Genomic DNA, 21576 nt, shown 5'->3' with positions numbered 1-21576 from the left:
TTTTGTCCGTCTGGAGGTATTGGGTGGCGGTGGGGACTAGGCGTTGGCCTTGATGGCCTTGGCCAGGACCTCGAGGCCGTCCAGCAGCACGTCGTCGCTGATGACCAGCGCCGGCAGCAGGCGGATCACGTTGCCGTAGGTGCCGCAGGTGAGGATGATGACACCCTCGGCGAGGCTGGCGGCGGCAACGGCCTTGGTGAGCTCCGGGTTCGGTTCCTTGGAGCCGGCCTGGACGAGTTCGATCGCGAGCATGGCGCCGCGGCCGCGGACGTCGCCGATGACGGAAACTTCACCGGCCAGTTCGCGGAGCTTGCCGAGGGCGAGCTCTTCGATGTGGCGGGCACGGGCGTTGAGGTCGTACTGCTCCATGGTGCCGATGGCAGCCAGGGCTGCGGCACAGGCCACCGGGTTGCCGCCGTAGGTGCCGCCGAGGCCGCCCGGGTGGACGGCGTCGAGCAGGTCGGCGCGGCCGGTGATGGCGGACAGCGGCATGCCGCCGGCGATGCCCTTGGCCATGGTGATGATGTCCGGGACGACGCCCTCGTGGTTCACGGCGAACCATTCACCAGTGCGGCAGAAACCGGACTGGACCTCGTCGGCGATGAAGACGATGCCCTTTTCCTTGGCCCAGGCGGCCAGGGCCGGCAGGAAGCCTTCGGCCGGGACAATGAAGCCGCCCTCGCCCTGGATGGGCTCGATGATGATCGCGGCAACCTGGTCGCCGCCGATCTGCTTCTCGATCATGGTGATGGCGCGCTTGGCGGCCTCGGCGCCGGTGATCTCCGGGTTTTCCTCGCGGAACGGGTAGCTCATCGGCATGCGGTAGACCTCGGGCGCGAACGGGCCGAAGTTGGTCTTGTACGGCATGGCCTTGGCGGTCAGCGCCATGGTGAGGTTGGTGCGGCCGTGGTAGGCGTGGTCGAAGGCGACGACGGCGTCACGGCCGGTGGCCAGGCGGGCCACCTTGACGGCGTTTTCCACTGCTTCGGCGCCGGAGTTGAACAGCACGGTGCGCTTTTCGTGGTCGCCCGGGGTGAGGCGGTTCAGCTGCTCGGCGACGGCGACGTAGCCCTCGTAGGGGGTCACCATGAAGCAGGTGTGGGTGAAGTGCGCGGTGGCTTCCTGGACGGCGGCGACGACGGCGGGGTCGGAGGCGCCGACGCTCGTCACGGCGATGCCGGAGCCGAGGTCGATGAAGGAGTTGCCGTCGACGTCGCGGATGATGCCGCCGTCGGCGTCTTCAACGTAGACCGGGACGCCGGAGGCGACGCCTGCGGCGACGACAGCGGAGCGGCGGGCAGCCAGTTCCTGGGACTTCGGGCCCGGGAAGGCGCCGGTGATGTTGCGCTTCTGCTCGAGGCGGTAGCTGAGCTCAGGTGCGATTGCAGTCATTGGTGTTTCTTTCTTTGCTGAATCTCAAAAAGACTCGGTTGTTCAGGCGTCGAGGGAGGACATGACGTGCTTGATGCGCGTGTAGTCCTCGACGCCGTACATGGAGAGGTCCTTGCCGTAGCCGGACTGCTTGAAGCCGCCGTGCGGCATTTCAGCGGTCAGCAGGATGTGGGTGTTGATCCACACCGCGCCGAAGTCCAGGTCGCGGCTGACGCGCATGGCGGTGCCGTGGTCCGTGGTCCAGACGCTGGAGGCCAGGGCGTATTCGACGTCGTTTGCCAGTTCGACGGCCTCGGCCTCGGAGGTGAACTTCTGGACCGTGATGACCGGGCCGAAAGTTTCCTTTTGGACGATGTCGTCATCCTGGTGGGCACCGGTGATGATGGTGGGTTCGAAGAAGAAGCCCTTCTCACCCGCGCGGTGGCCGCCGGTTTCGATCCTGCAGTGTGCCGGCAGGGACTCCACCACGGAGCTGACGGCGTTGAAGTGGTTCACGTTGTTGAGCGGGCCGAAGTAGTTGTCTTCGTCGTTCTGCGAACCGGTCTGCAGGGTCTTGGTGTGTTCGACCATGGCTGCAACGACCTCGTCGTGGACCGAGTCCTCGATCAGCACGCGGGTGATGGCCGTGCAGTCCTGGCCTGCGTTGAAGAAGGCGAATTCCGCGATGGCCGCAGCGCTCTTCTTGATGTCGGCGTCCTTGAAAACGATGGCCGGGGCCTTGCCGCCGAGCTCCAGGTGGGCACGCTTGAGTCCCTTGGCTGCACTAGCGGCGACGGCGATGCCGGCACGCACGGAACCGGTGATGGAGACCAGGCCCGGGACCTTGTGCTCGGTCATCAGGCTGCCGGTGGCGGCGTTGCCGAGAACCACGTTGACGACGCCGGCCGGGAAGATTTCGCCGATCAGGCGGGCCAGCACCAGGGTGGATTCAGGGGTGGTGTCCGAGGGCTTGAGGACCACGGTGTTGCCGGCGGCCAGGGCCGGGCCGATCTTCCAGATGGCCATCAGGAAGGGATAGTTCCACGGGGCCACCTGGGCCACCACGCCGATGGGCTCGCGGCGCACGTAGGAGGTGTGGCCCTCGAAGTACTCGCCCGCGGACTTGCCTTCCAGGAGGCGTGCGGCACCGGCGAAGAAGCGGAGCTGGTCCGCGCCAGCGGCGACTTCCTCGGAGGCGATCAGGGAACGGACCTGGCCGGTGTTGCGGTGCTGGGCTTCAACCAGCTCGTCACTGTTGGCCTCGATGGCATCGGCGAGCTTCAGGAGCAGCAGCTGGCGCTGGCCGGGGGTCACGTGCTTCCAGGTGGTGAATGCTTCCTTGGCCGCATTCATGGCGGCGTCGATATCCGCGGACACCGAAATGGGCGACTTTGCGACCACTTCGCCGTTCGTCGGGTTCACGACGTCCAGCAGCTCGGTGCCTGCAGGCGTGACGAACTCCCCGTTGATGAAGTTCTGCAAGGTATGGACCACGGTGTACAACCCTCTTTCGGTGTCTAAAAGTTGTTGGCAGCACGGTGCTGTCTGCAACCAGGTGTTGTTTACAGCACATTCGAGCCTAAGCCAGCGATAGACTCTACGGAATAGCCAGCTGCACACCTGACACAGGCCCGCTTAGTGCGAATGACCAGCGCCGGGCTATCCTTTTTTCATGGCAATGTCCCTCTCCACGCTGCTGGCCGTACAGTCCTTGAACCTCCGCAAGGCAGGGCTCGCAGAGACCACGTGGAACTCGGACATCCGCTGGGTGGCCGTGACCGAGCTGGAGGATCCGCAACGCTTCCTCAACGGCGGCGAACTCATCCTCACCACGGGCCTGCGGCTCAGCGGCGCCACGGAACAGCGCCGCTTCGTGCGCCAGGTGCAGCGCGCCGGGGCTGTCGGCATCGGTTTCGGAACCGGGCTGAGCCACGAAACGGTCCCGCCGGCGCTGGTCGCCGAGGCCAACCGCTGGGGCCTGCCCCTGGTGGAAGTGCCTTACGAAACCCCGTTCATTGCCATCGGCAAGCTGGTTGCCGACTCCCAGTCCGCCGACCACTACTCCAAGCTGGAGCGGCTCATCGCGGGCCACCAGATCCTGGCCCGCGCGCTGCTCACCGGCGGCGGGCTCGGCGAACTCCTCAAGCAGCTGGGCAGCATGCTGCGTACCGACGTTGCGCTCACCCAGTTCAGCGCCCAGCTTTACAACAGCGCCCCCGGAGCCCCCGCCCCGACCACCGAAAACTGGTCCTCCTACCCCATCCCCACCGGCCGGCGCGACGCGTGCACGCTGTGGCTCCGGCACCCGTTCGGCGACACGGGAATCATCGGCTACGCGCAGAACCTCATCAGCGTCGAGCTGAACAACATGGTCAAGCAGCGACAGAGCCAGCGCGCCCTGGCGGGGCAGGTGCTGGACGACGTCATCCACGGCACCCTGGACACCATCGAGGCGGCACGCCGCCTGGCCGGCGTCGGGATCAACAGCACACGCAAGAACGTGGTCCTGCTGGCGGTGTCCGGCGCCCACCACAAGCAGCTCGGCAGCACCTCGCTGCCGCAGTCCCTCGACGGGGCGGTGAGCGCCGTCGTCGGGAAGGACCTCGTGACGGTCGTGCCCGACGACGGCTCCTCGGCGAGCGCACTGGCCAAGGACCTCAGCGAGCACCTGCTGGAGGCCGGCATCCACGCGCTGATCGGGATCGGCGGCGCGTACACGAAGCCCAACGGCGTCCGCTGGAGCTACTTCGAGGCCCGCGACGCCGTGGCCCACGGCCTGCCGGTCAACGAACCCGAACGGCTCAGCCTCACCTCCCTGCTGCTTGCCAGCGAAGACGTCCCCTTGGCGGACATGGCCGCCGAGGCCCTCACTCCCCTGCAGAAGTTCGACGCCGCGCACGGTTCCGAACTCGTGGCCACCCTGGAGAGCTACCTGAACCACAACGGCTCGGTGGCCGCCGTGGCAGAGGCACTGACCCTGCACCGCAACACCGTGCGGTACCGGCTGGCCCAGATCACCGAGCTCAGCGGCTACGACCCGGCGCAGACCGCGGACCGGGTGCAGCTGTGGCTGGCCCTGGCGGTGCAGCGGCTCGGCGCCCGCCAGCCGCGATAACGCGCCCCTCCCGCCGGGAGAGGTTCGCCACAAAAGTCGGCATCGAAAACGTCAAACGTCTAACCTTTAGAACATGGCGACCTCGATACCTTCCCAGACTCTGCCCCCGTCCGCCCTGCCAAAACGCAAGCTCGTCGTCGTCGCCGGCGTCGTGGCGGTTGCCCTGATCGGCCTGAACCTGCGCGCAGGAATCACCAGCGCCGCCTCACTGTTCCACGAACTGCAGGAGGTCCTGGGCTACGGGGCGGTGGTCGCCTCGATCCTGCCCGCGATCCCTCTGCTGTGCTTCGCCTTCGCAGGCCTGGCCACGCCTTGGCTGGTCCGGAAGACCGGCGTCGAGAAGGCCATCCTGCTCTCCCTCACCCTGCTGGCGGCCGGGCTGCTGGTGCGCGGTGTCCCCACCACCGGTGCCCTGCTCGCCGGGACCGTGCTGGCCATGTGCGGCCTCGCCGTGTGCAACGTGGCCATGCCCGTCTTCATCCGCGAGCACTACGCCGCGAAGACCCCGGTGATGACCGGCCTTTACACCTTCACCATGTCCGGCGGCGCCACCATAGCCGCGTCGGTGAGCGTTCCGATGGCGCAGCAGCTGGGCTCGCCGTCACTCGGCCTGGCCGCCTGGGGAATCCTGGGCATCGCCGCCTTGCTCGGCTTCCTTCCCATGGTGGTGCACACCCACCGCAAGGCCGCCCGCAAGGATGCTGAACGGGTGTCCATGTGGCCCATGCTGCGCACCCGCCACGGCCTGCTGATCACCGCGGTCTTCACCTTCCAGGGCTTCCTGGCCTACGGCGTGATGAGCTGGTTCGCCTACCTCCTGACCAACCGCGGACTCGGAGCCACCGAAAGCGGGCTGCAGTTCGGCCTGATGCAGATCGTCTCCGTGTTCGCCGGCATGGCCCTGCTGGCCTTCGGCTCCCGGCCGGGCATGCTGCGCCCCGCCTTCTACCTGGCCAGCTCCACCACCCTGGCCGGCATCGTCGCCATGCTGCTGCTCCCGGTGAGCTGGGCCGCCGTCCCGGCGGTCCTGACGGGCTTCGGCCTGGGCATCTTCCCGCTCGTGCTGATGGTGATCAGCCGCAGCGGACGTTCGACGGCGGAAACCACCGCGCTTTCCACGGTGGCCCAGTCGCTGGGGTACCTGATCGCGGCGGCGGGACCGTTCGGCGTCGGCCTGCTGCACAGCGTGAGCGGCGGCTGGACGCTGCCCCTCGGCATGCTGGTGGTGGCCTCCCTCGCACTGATGGTCTCCTGCCACCTGATGACCGCCAAGGGCGTCCTGCCCCAGGCCGGACGGAAGAGCGTCTCATGAGCCTGACCCCTGTGCACCGTCCCGTCCTCGCCGACGAAGTCACCGCCCGCCTCCGGACCATGATCCAGTCCGGCGAATGGCCGCTGGAACAGCGGATTCCCGCCGAACCGGAACTGATGGCCCGGCTGGCGGTCTCCCGCGGCACCCTGCGCGAAGCCATCAAAGCCCTGGCCCACAGCGGCATGCTGGAGGTCCGCCGCGGTGACGGCACCTACGTCCGCGCCACGAGCGAGATGTCCGGAGCCGCCCGGCGCATGTACAAAGATCACACCCCGCAGCATGTCCTGGAGGTCCGCCTCGCCATGGACACCCAGGCCGCCCGCCTGGCCGCAAGCAATGCCACGGCCGGGGACATCGAGGCAATGCGCGCTCTGCTGCGCACCTGGCGCGGGGCGTGGACGGCCGGTGACGTCGACACCTGGGCGAAGTCCGACTGGGCGTTCCACGATCTGGTGGCCAAGGCCTCGGGCAATCCGCTGCTGCATGAGCTCTATGCCAGTTTCAGCGGCGCCCTCCACGCCGACCTGCTCATCCAGCGCCAGCGCGCCGGGTTCAACGGCGTGCCCGGGGCGGGGCACGACGAACTCGTGGACGCACTCGAGGCACGCGACGCCGCGGCCGCGGTCGAAAGCGTCAACCGGAACCTGGACTCCTGCGCGGAGTGGCTCGGGCAATAGCGGTGATCAGCCGCTGACCGTGCCGGGGGCGTCGCGGAAGCGGGCATCGATGTGCACCACCTCGTGCCCCTCCCGGTGCAGCAGGCTGGCCGCGACGCCGGCCCGGTAGCCTGAGTTGCAGTGCACCCAGGTGCGGGCTTCCGGCAGTTCCGCCATGCGGGGAAGGAGCTCGTGCAGGGGCACGTTCACGGCACCGGGCACATGCGATGTGGCGAACTCGTCGGCACGGCGGACATCCAGCAGCGTGTCCCCAGCGGCGCGGTCCCGGACGAATCCGGCCCAGTCCGTCCGTGGATAGCTGGTCAGCGGGACGCCCGGAGCCAGGGCACCCGAGTCATCACCCACGGCCGCATCCGGGGAGTCGATGCCGATCCGCGCGAGATCGCGGATGGCCCGTTCGACGTCGTCCCGGGAACCCACCAGGGTCAGCGGCTGCCGCCACGGCAGGACCCAGCCCAGGTAGCTGGTGAAGCTGGATCCGCTGCCGTATTCGAAGCTGGCGCTGCCCAGCAGGTGGCTGGCCGCGAACGCCACGCGGTTCCTCAGGTCCACCACCCATTCGCCCGCTTCGAGCCTGCGCCGCAGTTCGCCCGGATCGACGTTGTCCGGGACAGCCAGGGACGCCGCGCCGGGCCCCGCCTCGTTGAGCGGACGCATGTGCGCGTAGTAGGAGGGGTAGGCCGACACGGCGGCCAGCAGACCGGCCACGAAGTGCTCCTCGTCCGGGTCGGTCAATGCGTGGTTGGACGCGAGCTGCTCGGCAATGGTGGATGCGTGCTGGCGGCTCGCGGGGCCCGTGGAACAGAAGGAACCGAAGCCGTGCGTGGGGTACAGATCCGCGTCCGGACCCGCGATCGCGGCGAGCCTGCGCACCGAGGTGTACTGCTCGTGGGCGAGTGCCGCGGTGTCGGAGGCCGCCACCAGGTCGGTACGGCCGACGGAACCATACAACAGGCTGCCGCCCGAGAACACGGCCCGGCGTCCGCCGTCGGGCCCGTCAGCGTCCTCCACAACATAGGCGAGGTGCGTATGGGTGTGGCCCGGGGTGGCAAGCACTGTCACGGACAGGCGGCCCACGCGGAACACCTGCCCGTCCTTGACGGGTTCGCGTTCGAAGGCGACAGTGTCCACGGTGTTGACCAGGTACCGGGCACCATGCTTTTCAGCGAGGACCAGGCCGCCGGTGACGTAGTCGTTGTGGATGTGGGTTTCGGCGACGTGGGTGATGGCCACACCGGCGCCGAGGGCGGCGGCCTCGATGCGGTCGGTGTCGCGCTGGGGGTCTATCACCAGGCCAACCGTGCCGTCATGAACGAGGTAGCTGCGGTCCCCGAGCTGGGTCGTTTCGATGACGACGACGTCCATACCCTCAGGTTAAAGCAACGCGGGGTCACGTAGGGCCCATCCGGACGACCGGAATGGCGCTACGTGACCCCGCGTTCGGGTGTCAGACGTTGGCTGCGACGCCGTCGCGGGAGATGTCCACCATCTCGTCGCGCGGAACAACCTTGATGCGTTCGCGCTGGACCTCGACGCCGTGCGAGGTACCGGCCTCGGAGGCGGCGGCACCGAGGGCAAGCTCGTGGGCGTCCAGTGCCAGCCAGCCTTCCCAGCTGGTGAACTTCACGCCGCGGGCGTCAAGCAGTTCGACGACGGCGTCAGCCTCGGGAACCTCGGCGAACGGCAGGTTTCCGCGGTCCTCGAGCAGGTAGGTAACGGTCTCGAGGGCGTCGCCCTTGGTGTGGCCGATCAGGCCGACCGGGCCGCGCTTGATCCAGCCGGTGGCGTAGAGGCCGGGCACGTGCTGGCCGTCGGCGTCCAGGACGCGGCCGCCGTCGTTGGTGACGACGCCCTTCTTGTGGTCGAACTCGACGTCCGGCAGGGCAGAACCGAAGTAGCCGATGGCGCGGTACACGGCCTGGACCGGGTAGTCGATGAACTCGCCGGTGCCGCGGGCGTTGCCGGTGCCGTCCAGTTCGGTGCGCTCGAACTTGATGCCTGCCACCTTGCCGGGGGTCTCGGCGGAGTCCACGATCTCCACCGGGGAGTGCAGGAAGTGCAGGTGCAGGCGGCGGGAGGCCTTGAGCTCGGAAAGGTCCTCGGGCTGCTCGGCGATCCAGTTGGTGAGGGTGCCCACCATGGTCTTGGTCTGGTTGTTGCTCTGGATCTGGCGGTCGGACTCTTCGTCGAATTCGAAGTCCTCGGCGTAGAGGATGATGTCCACGTCCTTGGAGTGCGAGAGTTCACGCAGTTCCAGCGGGGTGAACTTCACCTGGGCCGGGCCGCGGCGGCCGAAGACGTGGACGTCCGTGACCGGTGAGTTCTTCAGGCCGGCGTAGACGTTGTCCGGGATTTCGGTGACGAGGAGGTCGTCGGCGTGCTTGGAAAGGACACGGGCCACGTCCAGGGCCACGTTGCCGTTGCCGAGCACGGCGATCTCCTTGGCTTCCAGCGGCCATTCGCGGGAGACGTCCGGGTGGCCGTCGTACCAGGACACGAAGTCGGCGCCGCCGTAGGAACCGTCGAGTTCGATGCCGGGGATGTTCAGGTCGGCATCCTTGATGGCGCCGGTGGCGAAGATGACGGCGTCGTAGTGCTTGCGGAGGTCCTCGATGGACAGGTCCGTGCCGTAGTCGACGTTGCCGAAGAAGCGGATGTCGCCGCGGTCCAGCACCTTGTGCAGGGCGTTGACGATGCCCTTGATGCGGGGGTGGTCGGGGGCCACGCCGTAGCGGATCAGGCCGTAGGGCGCCGGGTACCGGTCGAAGAGGTCGATGCTGACGTTCAGCTCGCCGCTCTTGACGGCTTCGCTCTTGGTGAGGATGTCCGCGGCGTAGACGCCGGCCGGGCCGGAGCCGATGACGGCAACGCGCAGCGGGCGCTCGATGGATCCTACGGTGGTGCTTGATGACACGGCTGTGTTCCTTATCTTCGGCGCGGGGCTAGAGGGCTGCTGCCCGTGGTTTGTTCGGAGTCAAAGTGCTGTAGTCGGCGGTCTTGAAGTGTGCGGGAGCGAAGGGGCTGACACGCACGACGTCGCCGATCACCACCACTGCGGGATTTGCCACACCGCTGGCTTCAGCCTGGCCGGCGATGCTTGCCAGGGTGCCGATGGTGACGCGCTGTTCGGGCATATAGCCGTTCTCTACGATACCCACCGGGGTGTCCAAGGGCATTCCGGAGGCCGCGAGGGCGGCCGTGGATTCGCGGAGTTTGGCGACGCCCATGAGCAGGATCACAGTGTGGTCCGGCCGGGCGGGGACTTCGGCGAGTTCCTCGTGGCCGGTCACCACGCTGAAGCCCTTGGCCAGGCCACGGTGGGTCACCGGGATGCCGGCGGCAGCCGGGACGGAGATCGCGGACGTGACGCCGGGAACCACTTCGACCTCGACGCCGTTCTGCCGGCAGAATTCCGCTTCCTCGCCGCCGCGGCCCAGCACGTAGGGGTCGCCGCCCTTGAGCCGGACAACCCGGTGGCCGGCGAGGGCTTCGTCTACGAGGATGCGGTTGATTTCGAGCTGCGGCACAGGGTGGTGGCCGGGAGTCTTGCCGACCTCGATGATGCGGACGTCCGGTGCCAGTTCCTTGAGCAGCCCGCGGGGGCCGAGGCGGTCTGCGACGACGACGTCGGCCTGGGCCAGGAGCCGGCGTCCGCGGACGGTGATGAGCCCGGAGTCGCCGGGACCGCCGCCCACCAGGGCGACGCTTCCCGTGCCGCTTGCCCGGGCACCCGATGACTGACGACGGTGCCGGCGCAGGGGCAGGTCGCCCGTTTCCAGGGCGGTGGCGACGGCGTCGCGCAGGGCCATCGCGCGGCGCGGGTCTCCGCCGGCGTTGACGGCGATCTTGACGTCGTCCACGACGGCGACGGCGGGAGTCCAGGCGGCGGAGGACTCGTGGTCGGAGGCGTTGACGCACCAGATGCGCTGCGCCTCGGCGTCGGCGGCAACCTGGGCGTCCACCCCGGCAACGCCGGTGGCCGTCTGGACGAACCACACGCCGTCGACGTCGGACGAGCGGTAGTCACGGGCCTCCCAGGCGAGCAGGCCGGCGTCGGCCAGTTCGCGGAGCGCGGGAGAGGCAACGGGGGCGACGACGGTGACTTCAGCCCCGGCGTCGAGCAATCCCTTGGCGCGGCGCGCGGCAACGGGGCCGCCGCCAACCACCAGCACCGGGCGGCCGAGCAGGCGCAGTGCCGTGGGATAGATGTCCTGTATTGCCATGCAAAGACTGTAGGGCCGGGCCGTAACATGCTTCAAAGGCCCGGAAACACCGGTTAACGCTAGGTAATCCTGCGTCACATAACCGATCCGGCTTAGAAAACCGACCACCCCGTGCGGGTCGTGAATTCGTCCAGTGCAGCCACGCCCGCCACCGAATTGCCGGAGCGCCCAAGGCCCGGGCTCCACACACTGATGGTGCACTTGTTGGGAACGACGGCCACGATCCCACCACCGACGCCGCTCTTGCCGGGCAGCCCCACCCGATATGCGAATTCGCCTGCGGCATCGTATGTTCCGCAGGTGAGCATCACCGCGTTGATCCGCTTGGTTTGCAATGGCGACAGGAGCCGGGTCCCGTCCGCCTTTAATCCGTTGGACGCGAGGAACCGCGCCGCAAGCGCCAGATCGATGCAGTTCATGGCCACCGCGCACTGATTCACATATGCCTCCAGCACGGCCTCCACGGGATTTTCCAGATTGCCGTAGCTGGCCAGGAAATGAGCCAGTGACGTGTTGCGGTGGCTGTTGTCGAGCTCGGAGCCAGCCACGGCGGCATCGGCATCGACCTGCGGGTTGCCGCTCTCGCGGCGCAGCAATTCGCGCACGGCCGATGATGCATTGCCGGTAATGCTCAGGAGCCTGTCCGTCACCACCAACGCTCCGGCATTGATGAATGGATTCCGCGGAATTCCGTCCTCATTCTCCAACTGGACCAGCGAGTTGAACGGATTGCCGGAGGGTTCACGGAAAACACGTTTCCAGATTCCGTCGCCGTCGTATGCAAGGACCAAGGCGAGCGCAAAGACCTTCGAAATGCTCTGGATGGAAAACCCGACGTCGGCGTCCCCCGCCGAATAGATCGCGCCGTCCCGCGTGGCCACCGAAATGCCGAACTGCCGCGGGTCCACGGCACCCAGCTGCGGAATGTAATCGGCCACCTCCCCCTGGCCGACGTGCTCTTGAACTGAACCGACGATGTCGTCGAGAAGATTCTGGATGTCCATGGCCTAGCCCTGTTCCGCCGCGTAGGTCCAGAGCCGGATCTGAAGATGGGCCAGCAGCCGTTCATCCGCGGATTGAAGGTCCAGCCCCGCCACCTCGCACGCACGGCGAAGACGGTAGTGCACTGTATTGCGGTGGATCGCGAGCTCCTCGGCACAACGATTCACGTCGCCGAAGAATTCAAGGTACGTGAGGAGGGTTGTGGCGAATTCCGGATACTTGCTGCAAAGCCTTGCGACTCCCTGATGCCTCAGGCGGGGCCGCGATTCCAGCAATTCCAGCAATTCCTTGGTCAGCACGGTGGTCTCGACGTCGTCGTAGGACGCCACGCGGATGGACGGGGTCGACTTCAGGACCGTGAGGACGTTCCGGACATGTTCCAGCGTGGTGTGCAGGGAATCCAGCCGCGGCACGATCGGCCCCACGGCGGCCTGGACATGGAAGTGCAAATGGGTGCCGGCGTCGCGGACAATCACGCTTACGAGCCGGTTGATGGCGGGCAAGGACTTCACCGGGTCCAGGTCCGGCAGGATGATGGCTGTTTCCAAGCCGATGGCGCCCACCACGGCACCGGGACGGTAGGCCGCGGCGTGGATCGATGCGAGATTGGACAATTCACCCCTGCGAAGCTGCAGACCGGGGGCGCTCTGTTCCAGTCCGCCTGCCGAGATCAGCACCAGCGCTGCAGGCTTGGAGGGATCGATTCCAGCGGACTGCGCCTGCGAATGAACCTGGGCCGTGCCGCTCAGGAGACTCGACACGCGGTCCCGGCGCATGGACTGGGACTGCTCGTTGCGGTGCCTGACCAGCTCGATCGCTGCGTGCCGGGCTGCGCCGATCATGAGCCTGTCGGTGTTGGGGGCCAGTGGTTCGGCGCCTTCCTGCAGCCAGATGTAGCCCATGACCCGGCTGCCGGCGTGGATCCCTATCGCTACGCGTTCCCGCAGGCCCTCCTCCGGGTTGGCCTCCACGTGGATCGGGACCTCGGCGGCTTGGAGGTGCTTGTAGACGCCGGATTCCTTGAGGAGTTTCTGGTATCGCTCCGGTCCGCGCCGTGCCAGGATCGACAGGCGGCGGAGCTCATCGACGTCGTTGGAGGCCGGTGAATATGCGAGGACCCTGTTGCCCGGATCTTCGATCACCACGTGGCCGTTCGTCAGGGTTGCAGTGGTCTGCGCGATGGCGAACAGGTCCCGGTGAACACTGGCGGAGGCGTCCCCGGACAGTCCCGGTTCGCGGATGCGGTCCATGGCAATGCTTTCGAATTTGTCCCAGCGCAGTCCGGGCGCCACCGCAATCAGGCCAATCCCGGTGGGCTGCAGCAGGTTCTCCACGGCTTCGAGCTCGCTTTCGCTGCCCTTGACCGCGATTGCGGTGGGCCGGTCCGGGATGAGCCGCCGAATTCCGGGCAAGGATGCCCGTCCACGGGCGCCGATAAGCATCACGAGCGATCCGCGCCGAACCGGATCCTCATCTTCGGCATCGACAATGACCGTTTCGCGAACGGTCTGGTTATCCATGGCCGGTGCCAGCAGCAGCCGGCCGTTGTCCACCCCCAGGTCTTCAAGTACATCGCTCAACATGGTGACGACGCCGTCGTCGTCGGGGTCCAAAGCTTTCAACGAAGCTATCGCTTCCTCTCACATCAAAGGCATTTTTCACGGGGATTGGTGCGGTCACGCCGCAACAGGAAGCGCGCTTGGCGCGGCGACGCACCGGCGGAAGTCCTGCGCCATTGAAGGACTCCTGCCGATGCTCCTGCGCACGCGCGCACAGCCAGAAACATTACCGACCTTTCACTTCCTCCGTGTTGTCCGGGCAGCACAAGACGGGACCCCTGAATTTGGCTGGCCAGCTAATTGGACGGTTCGCCTGCGATCTGGAGTTACTGACTGCCCCTAACGCCAGGAAGCCCGCGAGTTCCGGCTATCGGAAGACGCTCAAGCCCCGCCGGATTCAGATGACAGCGATCGGCGCTGGTGAGCGTCCTATCGTGCTGTCCAAGCAATAGCCGGGGCGATGTGCTGTGCGACGTTGGCAAGCAGCTTGGCGTTGTAGTCGACGCCGAGCTGGTTGGGGACCGTGAGCATGAGCGTGTCGGCGGCCTGCACCGCGGCGTCCTTGGCGAGTTCCGCGGCCAGGGCATCGGGTTCGCCGATGTAGCTCCTGCCGAAACGGGACAGGGCGCCGTCCAGCATACCCACCTGGTCCCGGCCGTCCACCTGGGCGCGGAGCCCGAAGTAGTGGCGGTCCTCGTCATCCACCACGGGCAGCACGCTGCGGCTGACCGAAACGCGCGGCTCGAAGGCATGCCCGGCCGCTGTCCAGGCCTCGCGGTAGAGCTGGATCTGTTCGGCCTGCAGTTGGTCGAAGGGCACGCCGGTGTCCTCGGTCAGCAGCGTGGAACTCATCAGGTTCATGCCCTGCTCGGCCGCCCATACGGCGGTCTTCCGGGTTCCGGCGCCCCACCAGATGCGCTCGGGCAGCCCGGGCGACGTCGGCTGGACCGGAAGCAGCCCGGTTCCGCCGCCGGCGTAGGACGGGTCGGCGGGAGCCACGCCGCGGCCTGCGATCGCGTGCCGGAACAGCTCCGTGTGACGCCGGGCCATGGCCGCCGGGTCCTCGCCCTCGGCAGGCTCATAGCCGAATGCCGCCGCACCGTTGAGTGCCGGCTCGGGTGAGCCGCGGCTGATGCCAAGCTGCAGCCTGCCGCCGCTGATCAAGTCAGTGGCGGCTGCCTCTTCCGCCATGTAGAGCGGGTTTTCGTAGCGCATGTCGATCACGCCGGTGCCCATCTCGATGCGGCTGGTCCGGGCGGCGATCGCGGCGAGCAGCGGAAACGGCGCGGCCTGCTGCCGGGCGAAGTGATGGACCCTGAAGAATGCGCCGTCGATGCCGATCTCCTCAGCGGCGACTGCCAGTTCGATGCCCTGCAGCAGGGCGTCCCGGCCCGTCTGCACCCGGGACCCCTGGGCGCGGCCCCAGTGTCCGAAGGAAAGGAAGCCGATGCGCTTGGGGTGCGGTGTCATGTCGGCGTCAACACCCGGGCGTGCCGGGGAATTCCTGGGGTCGGTGTGACCGCTACCCGATGTCCAGTACCAGAGGCATATGGTCGCTGTGCGCAAGCCAATCCCGCGCGCTGCCTATTTGGAGAGCAGCTGCGGCGCCGTCATTGAGGAACGCATAGTCAATGTGATGCCCGAACTCCTCGTTCCGGGTGTGGAAATAGGTCTTGGCTGGCTCTGCCCCGTGGACCACGGCCTCTTGGCGATGGTAAACACTGCCAAGCCCCAGTCCGGCAAGCTTTTCGACCAACATGCTGTGGTTCCTTCCGGGATGCTCTTTGTCCCAGACCGTGTTGCTGTTGAAGTCGCCCATCAGCAACGCCCTATCGCCGGAGAGAAATCCCAAATGGCGGTCGACTACCTCGTGAGTCACGCGGACATACCTCATCTCGCGAGTTAGCTGATGTGCCCAGAGTGCAATGACGTTGATCCCGTCGACCGAAAAAGGAAGGTACCAGGGCAAGCCGGGGTGCGCGTCTTCCGTGACCTTGTAGCTGGCGTTGGCGAATCCAAGAACTCCAAGACCTTTGTTCGGGTTGGTACCCGTCCACGCCGCGAAAGGCAGCTGAGCTGCGACGATGTCAGTCTTTGCTACCTCCTGGAGGATGACAACGTCCGGTTGAAGGGCCTCGATCAGGTGCCTCTTCTTGTAGTACGCCATGGAACAGTTCCACGAAACTACTCTCACTGCTTTCCTTCCGGGCTCTGCGGCCAGCAACGGTTCCGCCAGACGACGCCGCTTCCTCAGATCATAGGCACCCTGTGCCCATTTAGACGGTTCCCGCACCAGAAGACGGTGGCCATCGTCTAACTGTGCGGGAACCGTCTATTCGGAGGCCCGGAAGGTCGCGTTTCAGGAGAAGGCGCTCAGCGGGTGCTGCCAGCGAGCAGGCCGCGGCGGTGCAGCAGGCGCTTCTCGATCGGGGCGAAGACCAGGAGCTCGATCAGGATGCCCACGCCGAGGATGAGCAGGATGGCGGACATGACCACGGCCATGTCGGACAGGTCGCGGCCCTGGTTCAGCATGGAACCGAGGCCGAAGCCGATGGAACCGCCCACGGCGATGATTTCGGCGGCCATGAGGGAGCGCCAGGAGAAGGCCCAGCCCTGCTTCAGCCCGCCAAGGTAGCCGGGAAGGGCTGCCGGCAGGACGATCTGCAGCGCCATTTGGAGCCGGTTGGCGCCCAGCACCTTGCCCACGCTGCGGTACTGCGGCGGAATCTGGTCCACGCCGGAAATGAGGCCGGTGATGATGGACGGAATCGCGCCCATCAGCACCACGAAGTACACGGTGGCGTCGGTCAGGCCGAACCAGATGATGGCCGCCGGAACCCACGCCACCGAGGGCAGCACCTGCAGCCCGGAGATGAGCGGCCCGAAGGCACGGCGCAGCGGCTGGACCTGGGCCAGCACCAGGCCCACCGGGGTGGCAATGACCACGCTGATCAGGAAGCCGACAAGTCCGCGCTGCAGGGAGGTCCATACCGATTCCTGGACGGTGCCTTCGGCCCAGAGCGCGCCGAGCTGGCCCAGCACATCGAGGGGGCCCGGCACCTGGTCCCGCCGCTTCAGGCCAAGGGTGACGTAGAACTGCCAGACCAGCAGCAGCACCACGAGCGCGGCCACCGGCAGCAGGATACGGGACCAGGCGATGCCGGCTTTCCCCTGCGTGTCGGACTGGAGCTTGTCCAGGCCCGCCTCGAGATCGCGGAGCTCCTCGGGATTGCCCTTGAGGGCGGGAGAGGTGATGTGCTCACTGGGTTCGGTCACGGTAAGGACATCCTGTTCAGTTGGCATGGCGGCGGATCTCCTGGCGCAGGCGGCGGGTGATGGTCGCGGTCAGCTCGCCGGCGTGGCCGGCGTCGGTGCGGTGTTCCTCGGTCACGTCCCACTCGGCCACCACGCGGCCGGGACGCGAGGACAGCAGCAGCACGCGCTGGCCCAGGCGAACGGCCTCGCGCACGTTGTGCGTCACGAAAACAATGGTCCGGCCGGTTTCCTTCCAGATCCGTTCCAGCTCATCGTGCAGCAGGTCGCGGGTGATCGCATCCAGCGCGGCGAAGGGTTCGTCCATGAGCAGCAGCTGCCGGTCCTGAGCAAGGGAGCGGGCCAGTGCGACGCGCTGGCGCATGCCGCCGGACAGTTCGTGGGGCCGCTTGTCGCCCGCGCCGCCAAGGTGGACCAGCTCCAGCAGCTCGGTGGCGCGGGCGCTGCGGGCGGCCTTGCTGCTCCTGCGGCCCGAGTTCTTGTCTGCGAGCTGCAGGGCGAGTTCGATGTTGCCGCGCGCCGTCAGCCATGGGAACAATGCCGAGTCCTGGAACATGAAGGCGGCACCGTCGGCAGGCACCTCAAGAGCGCCCGACGTCGGCTGTTCCAGTCCCGCGAGGATGTTCAGCAGGGTGGACTTGCCGCAGCCGGAGGCACCGAGGAGGGCGACGAATTCGCCCTTCGCGATGGTGGCATTGACGTCGTCCAGCACCGGGGCGCCGTCGCCGAAGCGTTTACCCAGGTGTTCCAGTACGACTGGCATGGTCCCGTCCTTCGTGTTGTTCGGTGATGCAGGGCGGCTGCCCGGGCCAATCCGGCCCGGGCAGCCTGTGGTTTGTGGCCTTGCCGGCCGTCTAGTCCTGGCCGAGGCCGGCCGCGGAGGCTTTCGTTGTGGAAACCTCGTTCAGGGCGCGGAGGTCGAAGATTCCATTGATGTCCGCGGCCTTGGTGGTTCCGGCGGTTACGCCGTCCTGCAGCAGCTTCTTGAATGTTCCGGCCAGCGGGTCCGTGGTGAAGGTGATGTTCTTCAGCGACCGTTCGATGACGTCTGCGGCGAGCGGCTTTCCGGCGCTGTCCTTGAGGGCGGCGTTGATCACGGATGCCTTTTCGGCCGCGGGTGCGGTGTTCAGCCAGTCCACGGATTCCACGTGGCCCTTCAGCAGCGCCTTGACGGTCTCGGGGTGCTCAGCGGCGAACTTCTTGTTCACAATCAGGATGGTGGTGACGAACTGGCCCTTGTCCCACAGGTCCTTTTCGTCCACCAGGACCTTCGCTCCGGCTTGGAGCACCAGGCGGGAGGCCCAGGGCTCCGGCAGCCACGCGCCGTCGAGCTTGCCGTCCTGGAACAGCTTCAGGGTCTGGGCGTTCTCGGTGGGGTTGATCTTGACGTCGCCGCCGCCGTCGGTGGTGGTCTTGAATCCCTGCTTCTGGAGCCAGGCGCGCAGCGCGACGTCCTGGGTACCGCCGAGCTGCGGGGAGGCCAGGGTCTTGCCCTTAAGATCGGCCGCGGACTTGATCCCGGGCTTGACCACCAGCTGGGCACCGCCCGAGGCGGCGCCGGCGATGATGCTGATGGACTCGCCCTTGCTCTTGACGAAGGAGTTGATGGCCGGGTTGGGGCCGATGTAGGTGGCGTCGATCGCACCGGCATTGAGCGCCTCGATGGCGGCCGGGCCGGCGTTGAAAACCTGGGTGCTCAGCTTGGTGCTGCCGAGCTCCTTGGCGATGAATCCCTTGCTCACGCCGACCAGCGCCGCGGAGTGGGTCACGTTGCCGAAGTAGCCCAGCTTCAGCTCGGCAGCCGGCGACGGCGCCGCGGCAGGCGCGTTGTTGCTGCCTGCGACGGTGGCCGCAACAGCGGCACCGGCACCGATCAGAAGGGCAAGGCCGACGGCGATGCCCACCTTAAGACCGCGCCCGGCCTTGGGCTTGTTGTTCTCGCCGGCAACGATGCGGACGGTGCCCGGCGTGGGCTGCGGGGATTCGGGGGTCTGTGACATTGGGGTTTCCTTTGAAGATGCTGCGGGTCAGGGCTGAATAATCAGGTCCCGCAACATCGCCCGGAAAGGGCAGGCAGGGACCAGTCCGTTGTGGTCATGGATTCACAGTAGGGACTGGCCAATTGCCGTTCAACGGCGCGGAAACCGGGGGTCACGCAGCTTCATCCGGCGTCACATTGCGCTTGTGTTACCTCCCTGCGATCTCCCTGATGTCCGGGCGTTCCTGCCAGGGGCGCGGTCCCTCAAGGGGCCGGAAATCGACGCCGGCGGCAGCCAGGCGGTCGAGGTGCCCGGTGCGCAGCCGCTCCGTGAAATCGGCGTAGTCCTTGTGCGGGCTCCAGGCGAGCTCGGCGAACGCGCTCAGCCGCGGATACGTGTTGTAGTCCCGGATTTCCTGGGTGTCCAGGTACTCCGTCCACACCTGGGCCTGGATGCCGGTGATCCTGGATCTCCCGGCTTCGGCGGCCGCCAGCACTTCCGGGGTGAGCGGCTCGAAGCCGTAGAGCTTCTCCATGGAGAGCACCGGCCGGCAGGCGCTGGGCTCGCGGGGATCGTCGTTCTCGCGGAAGTCCAGGTAAAGATGCGTCATACAGGAAATGGTGGTGTCGTAACCGGAGGTAAGACTGCCGGTCACCGTGTCCAGGCTGCCCCAGCCGTTGACGACGGCGGTCTTTGGCAGCGTGGAGCTGACGGCCTCGTGCCACACCCCTGCCCGCCGGCCGCGCGCCTCCACGTGGGTGGCGAGCTGCCCGAGGAACCAGCCGTGCAGCAGTTCCACGGATTCCAGTCCGAGCTCCTCTGCCCGCAGCTTCACCGATTCCGAGGCGTGCCAGCGCTCGTAGGGAACCTCGTCCCCGCCAAGGTGGATGATGGGCGCGTCGAAGACATCCATCACCGTGTCCAGCACCGTCCGGAAGAAGTCGAGCGTGTACTCGGAGGGGTCCAGGATGCAGTCGTTGACGCCCCAGCCGCCCCAGACCTCCACCTCGGGAGAATCGACGCCGAGCCTCGGGTAGGCGGCGATCGCGGCCACGGAGTGCCCCGGAAGATCGATTTCCGGGATGACCGTGACTCCGCGTTCCTTGGCGTAGGCCACCGCTTCGCGCAGATCCTCCAGGCTGTAGCAGCCGCCGTGCGGGCGTCCGCTCATGAAGCGGCCGTCCTCGGTCCAATACAGCATCGTGTCCGCGCGCCAGGAGGAGATCTCCTTCAGCCGGGGAAAGGCCGGTATGTCGATCCGCCAGCCCTGGTCGTCGGTGAGGTGCAGGTGGAGGGCGTTGAGCTTGTGCGCTGCCGCGAGGTCGATGAAGCGCAGCAGCTCGTTCTTGGGCATGAAGTGCCGGGCCACGTCCAGTTGCACGCCGCGGAAGCTGAAGACCGGTGCGTCCTCGATGGCCACATTGGCCAGCTCAACGGGGGTGCCAGCGCTGATCGGGGCGGGCGCGAAGGCGCGGGCTCCTGCCAGCTGGCGCAGGGTCTGGGCTGCGTTGATGACCCCCTCGCGGCCGGCAGCGGCAATCCGTACGCCGCCGTCGACCGTCAGCCGGTAGGCACCCGCGGCGAGCGCCGGATCCTCCACTACCGTCAGCCAGGCTCCCGCCCGGGAGTCAGCGGGGACCAGGCTGGTGTCCAGCCAGTCCTCCAGGGAGCGGCTGAGCCAGTCCCCCAAGGGCACGAAGGAATCCACGGTAATTTCCGTCGGAACGGAGGTGCGGCCCGGCCGTTCGGTGACGGAGGCGGGCTGCGGAACGAAAGCGAACGTCATCAGTGGTCCTCGGGGTAGGTAGTCGGGGCCAGGTAGGCGATCTCCGGAACGCTTTCGGCGCCGGTAAGGAAGCCGTCGACGGCGGCCAGCCGGGCGCCGTCGACGTCTCCGGAAGCGCCCTCCACCTCGACGGTGAGCCGCTGCACGGTGACCGCCGGGAAGGCATGGATGCGCTGGGAGCCGACAGTTCCGCCGGCCGCGAGCGGCGTGGCGCCGTCGGCCGTGATGCTGTGGCCGCGCACCCGCTGGCCCTCGCTGAGGTCTTCGGCGAGCAGCAGGTGATCGATGGTGACGGGCCGGCCGAAGTCCAGCTCCCAGCGTCCCTCCCCCAGTTCCGTCAACACGGCCGGCAGCGGAGTACCAAAGCGTCGGCCGATCTCGGCGCCGAACTCCCGCACGCGCTGCACATCCTCCTCGGGGAGGAGCCCGCGGGTGTCCGGCGGGAGGTTCAGGAGCAGGTTCGCGCCCAGGCCGACCGAGCGGTAGTAGATGGCCAGGAGGTGCTCGAGGGTTTTCGGTTCCTCGTCCGGCTGCCAGAACCAGCCGCGGCGGATGGAGACGTCGCATTCCGGCGGCAGGTAGAGGGCCTCTTCCAGCCTGGTGGTGACCACGGTGTAGTTGGAGAAGTCGGTCTGCTCCACGACGTACTCCACCGGGTCGGCGGCCAGCCCGTCCTCGTTGCCCACCCAGCGGATGGTCGGCTGGCCCATGTTGAACACCATGGCGCCGGGCTGCAGCTCCTCGATCAGGGCGGCGATCCGGGCCCAGTCGTATTCGTGGCCTTCGGAGCCCGCGCCGTCGAACCACAGTTCGTGCAGCTCCCCGTAGTTGCCGCAGAGCTCGCGCAGCTGGCCGAGGTAGAAGTCGTCGTAGGCCTTCGAATCGGCGTAGCACTCGGCGTTGCGGTCCCAGGGCGAGAGGTAGAGGCCCAGCTTCATGCCGTATGTCCGGCACGCGGCGGCCACCTCGGCCACAACGTCGCCCGTGCCGTCCTTCCACGGGGACGACGCCACCGAGTAGTCCGTGAGCGCGGTAGGCCACAGGCAGAAACCGTCGTGGTGCTTGGCTGTGAGCACCACGTACTTCGCGCCGGCCTCCTGCGCAGTGCGGACCCACTGTCCGGCGTCGAGCTGTGCGGGGTTGAAGGACGACGCCGGCAGGGTCCCGTCGCTCCATTCCTTGCCGTGGAAGGTGTTGATGCCGAAGTGGAAGAAGACGCCCATCCGGTCCGCCTGCCAGGCGAGTTGTGCGGGCGTGCCTTTGATGTGATGCATGGGAT

The 21576-nt window shown here is 67.1% G+C and carries 17 protein-coding genes; 3 read left to right on the top strand and 14 right to left on the bottom strand.

All coding sequences use genetic code 11. The features are described from left to right. Positions 1-36: 36 nt before the first annotated feature. Together gabT and ACNQPB_RS02225 are read right to left on the bottom strand one after the other, a co-directional pair. The gene (gabT, locus tag ACNQPB_RS02230) at positions 37-1392 is read right to left on the bottom strand and encodes a 4-aminobutyrate--2-oxoglutarate transaminase (protein WP_498748734.1); all 1356 of its coding nucleotides are present in this window, start codon (positions 1390-1392) and stop codon (positions 37-39) included. A 42-nt stretch (positions 1393-1434) separates the two neighbouring features. After that, complete coding sequence (locus tag ACNQPB_RS02225) at positions 1435-2865, bottom strand: gamma-aminobutyraldehyde dehydrogenase (RefSeq protein ID WP_498748733.1); 1431 nt, start codon at positions 2863-2865, stop codon at positions 1435-1437. 178 nt (positions 2866-3043) lie between these two features. Between ACNQPB_RS02225 and ACNQPB_RS02220 the strand changes: the two genes are divergently transcribed. The 3 genes from ACNQPB_RS02220 (at position 3044) to ACNQPB_RS02210 (ending at position 6475) form a co-directional block, all read left to right on the top strand. After that, on the top strand, positions 3044-4486 hold the full coding sequence (locus ACNQPB_RS02220; protein WP_498748731.1) for a PucR family transcriptional regulator: 1443 nt from the start codon (positions 3044-3046) through the stop codon (positions 4484-4486). Between the two features lie 73 nt (positions 4487-4559). After that, a complete protein-coding gene (locus tag ACNQPB_RS02215; protein WP_498748730.1) occupies positions 4560-5798 on the top strand; it encodes an MFS transporter in 1239 nt (412 codons plus the stop codon). Beyond that, positions 5795-6475 carry a FadR/GntR family transcriptional regulator gene (locus ACNQPB_RS02210; RefSeq protein ID WP_498748728.1) on the top strand — a complete coding sequence of 227 codons (681 nt, stop codon included), beginning with the start codon at positions 5795-5797 and terminating at the stop codon, positions 6473-6475. The genes ACNQPB_RS02215 and ACNQPB_RS02210 overlap by 4 nt, the downstream gene beginning before the upstream one ends. Before the next feature lie 6 nt (positions 6476-6481). Here ACNQPB_RS02210 and ACNQPB_RS02205 read toward each other — a convergent pair whose 3' ends face one another. The 12 genes from ACNQPB_RS02205 to ACNQPB_RS02150 all read right to left on the bottom strand — a co-directional run bounded on the left by ACNQPB_RS02205 (position 6482) and on the right by ACNQPB_RS02150 (position 21571). Then, a complete protein-coding gene (locus ACNQPB_RS02205) occupies positions 6482-7840 on the bottom strand; it encodes an MBL fold metallo-hydrolase (RefSeq protein WP_498748726.1) in 1359 nt (452 codons plus the stop codon). An 82-nt stretch (positions 7841-7922) separates the two neighbouring features. Next, entirely contained in the window at positions 7923-9389 is a 1467-nt protein-coding gene (locus tag ACNQPB_RS02200) for an FAD-dependent oxidoreductase (protein ID WP_498748724.1), read from the bottom strand. Between the two features lie 28 nt (positions 9390-9417). Then, positions 9418-10698, bottom strand: a complete 1281-nt coding sequence (gene cobA / locus ACNQPB_RS02195; RefSeq protein ID WP_498748723.1) for a uroporphyrinogen-III C-methyltransferase — start codon at positions 10696-10698, stop codon at positions 9418-9420. A gap of 92 nt (positions 10699-10790) precedes the next feature. Further along, positions 10791-11702: a glutaminase gene (locus ACNQPB_RS02190; RefSeq protein ID WP_498748721.1), complete on the bottom strand. Its 912-nt coding sequence runs from the start codon at positions 11700-11702 to the stop codon at positions 10791-10793. Between the two features lie 3 nt (positions 11703-11705). Further along, positions 11706-13322 (bottom strand): PucR family transcriptional regulator, encoded by a 1617-nt coding sequence (locus tag ACNQPB_RS02185; protein WP_498748720.1) that lies wholly within the window; start codon positions 13320-13322, stop codon positions 11706-11708. A gap of 366 nt (positions 13323-13688) precedes the next feature. Beyond that, entirely contained in the window at positions 13689-14729 is a 1041-nt protein-coding gene (locus ACNQPB_RS02180) for an LLM class flavin-dependent oxidoreductase (protein ID WP_498748719.1), read from the bottom strand. A 52-nt stretch (positions 14730-14781) separates the two neighbouring features. Next, the gene (locus ACNQPB_RS02175; RefSeq protein ID WP_498748717.1) at positions 14782-15453 is read right to left on the bottom strand and encodes an endonuclease/exonuclease/phosphatase family protein; all 672 of its coding nucleotides are present in this window, start codon (positions 15451-15453) and stop codon (positions 14782-14784) included. Between the two features lie 179 nt (positions 15454-15632). Then, positions 15633-16562 (bottom strand): ABC transporter permease, encoded by a 930-nt coding sequence (locus tag ACNQPB_RS02170; protein WP_498748716.1) that lies wholly within the window; start codon positions 16560-16562, stop codon positions 15633-15635. After that, a complete protein-coding gene (locus tag ACNQPB_RS02165) occupies positions 16552-17295 on the bottom strand; it encodes an ABC transporter ATP-binding protein (RefSeq protein ID WP_498748714.1) in 744 nt (247 codons plus the stop codon). Before ACNQPB_RS02165 ends, ACNQPB_RS02170 begins: the two co-directional genes overlap by 11 nt. A 91-nt stretch (positions 17296-17386) precedes the next feature. Continuing rightward, positions 17387-18532, bottom strand: a complete 1146-nt coding sequence (locus ACNQPB_RS02160) for an ABC transporter substrate-binding protein (RefSeq protein ID WP_498748713.1) — start codon at positions 18530-18532, stop codon at positions 17387-17389. A gap of 187 nt (positions 18533-18719) precedes the next feature. After that, positions 18720-20297 carry a beta-N-acetylhexosaminidase gene (locus ACNQPB_RS02155; RefSeq protein WP_498748711.1) on the bottom strand — a complete coding sequence of 526 codons (1578 nt, stop codon included), beginning with the start codon at positions 20295-20297 and terminating at the stop codon, positions 18720-18722. Beyond that, complete coding sequence (locus tag ACNQPB_RS02150; RefSeq protein ID WP_498748709.1) at positions 20297-21571, bottom strand: alpha-L-fucosidase; 1275 nt, start codon at positions 21569-21571, stop codon at positions 20297-20299. Before ACNQPB_RS02150 ends, ACNQPB_RS02155 begins: the two co-directional genes overlap by 1 nt. Positions 21572-21576 lie beyond the last annotated feature (5 nt).

It is taken from the genome of Curtobacterium sp. LFS079, from assembly GCF_047977865.1.
Classification (GTDB): domain Bacteria; phylum Actinomycetota; class Actinomycetes; order Actinomycetales; family Micrococcaceae; genus Arthrobacter.
The sequence above is the reverse complement of the archived record's forward strand: the minus strand, read 5'-3'. Positions and strand labels throughout refer to the sequence as shown.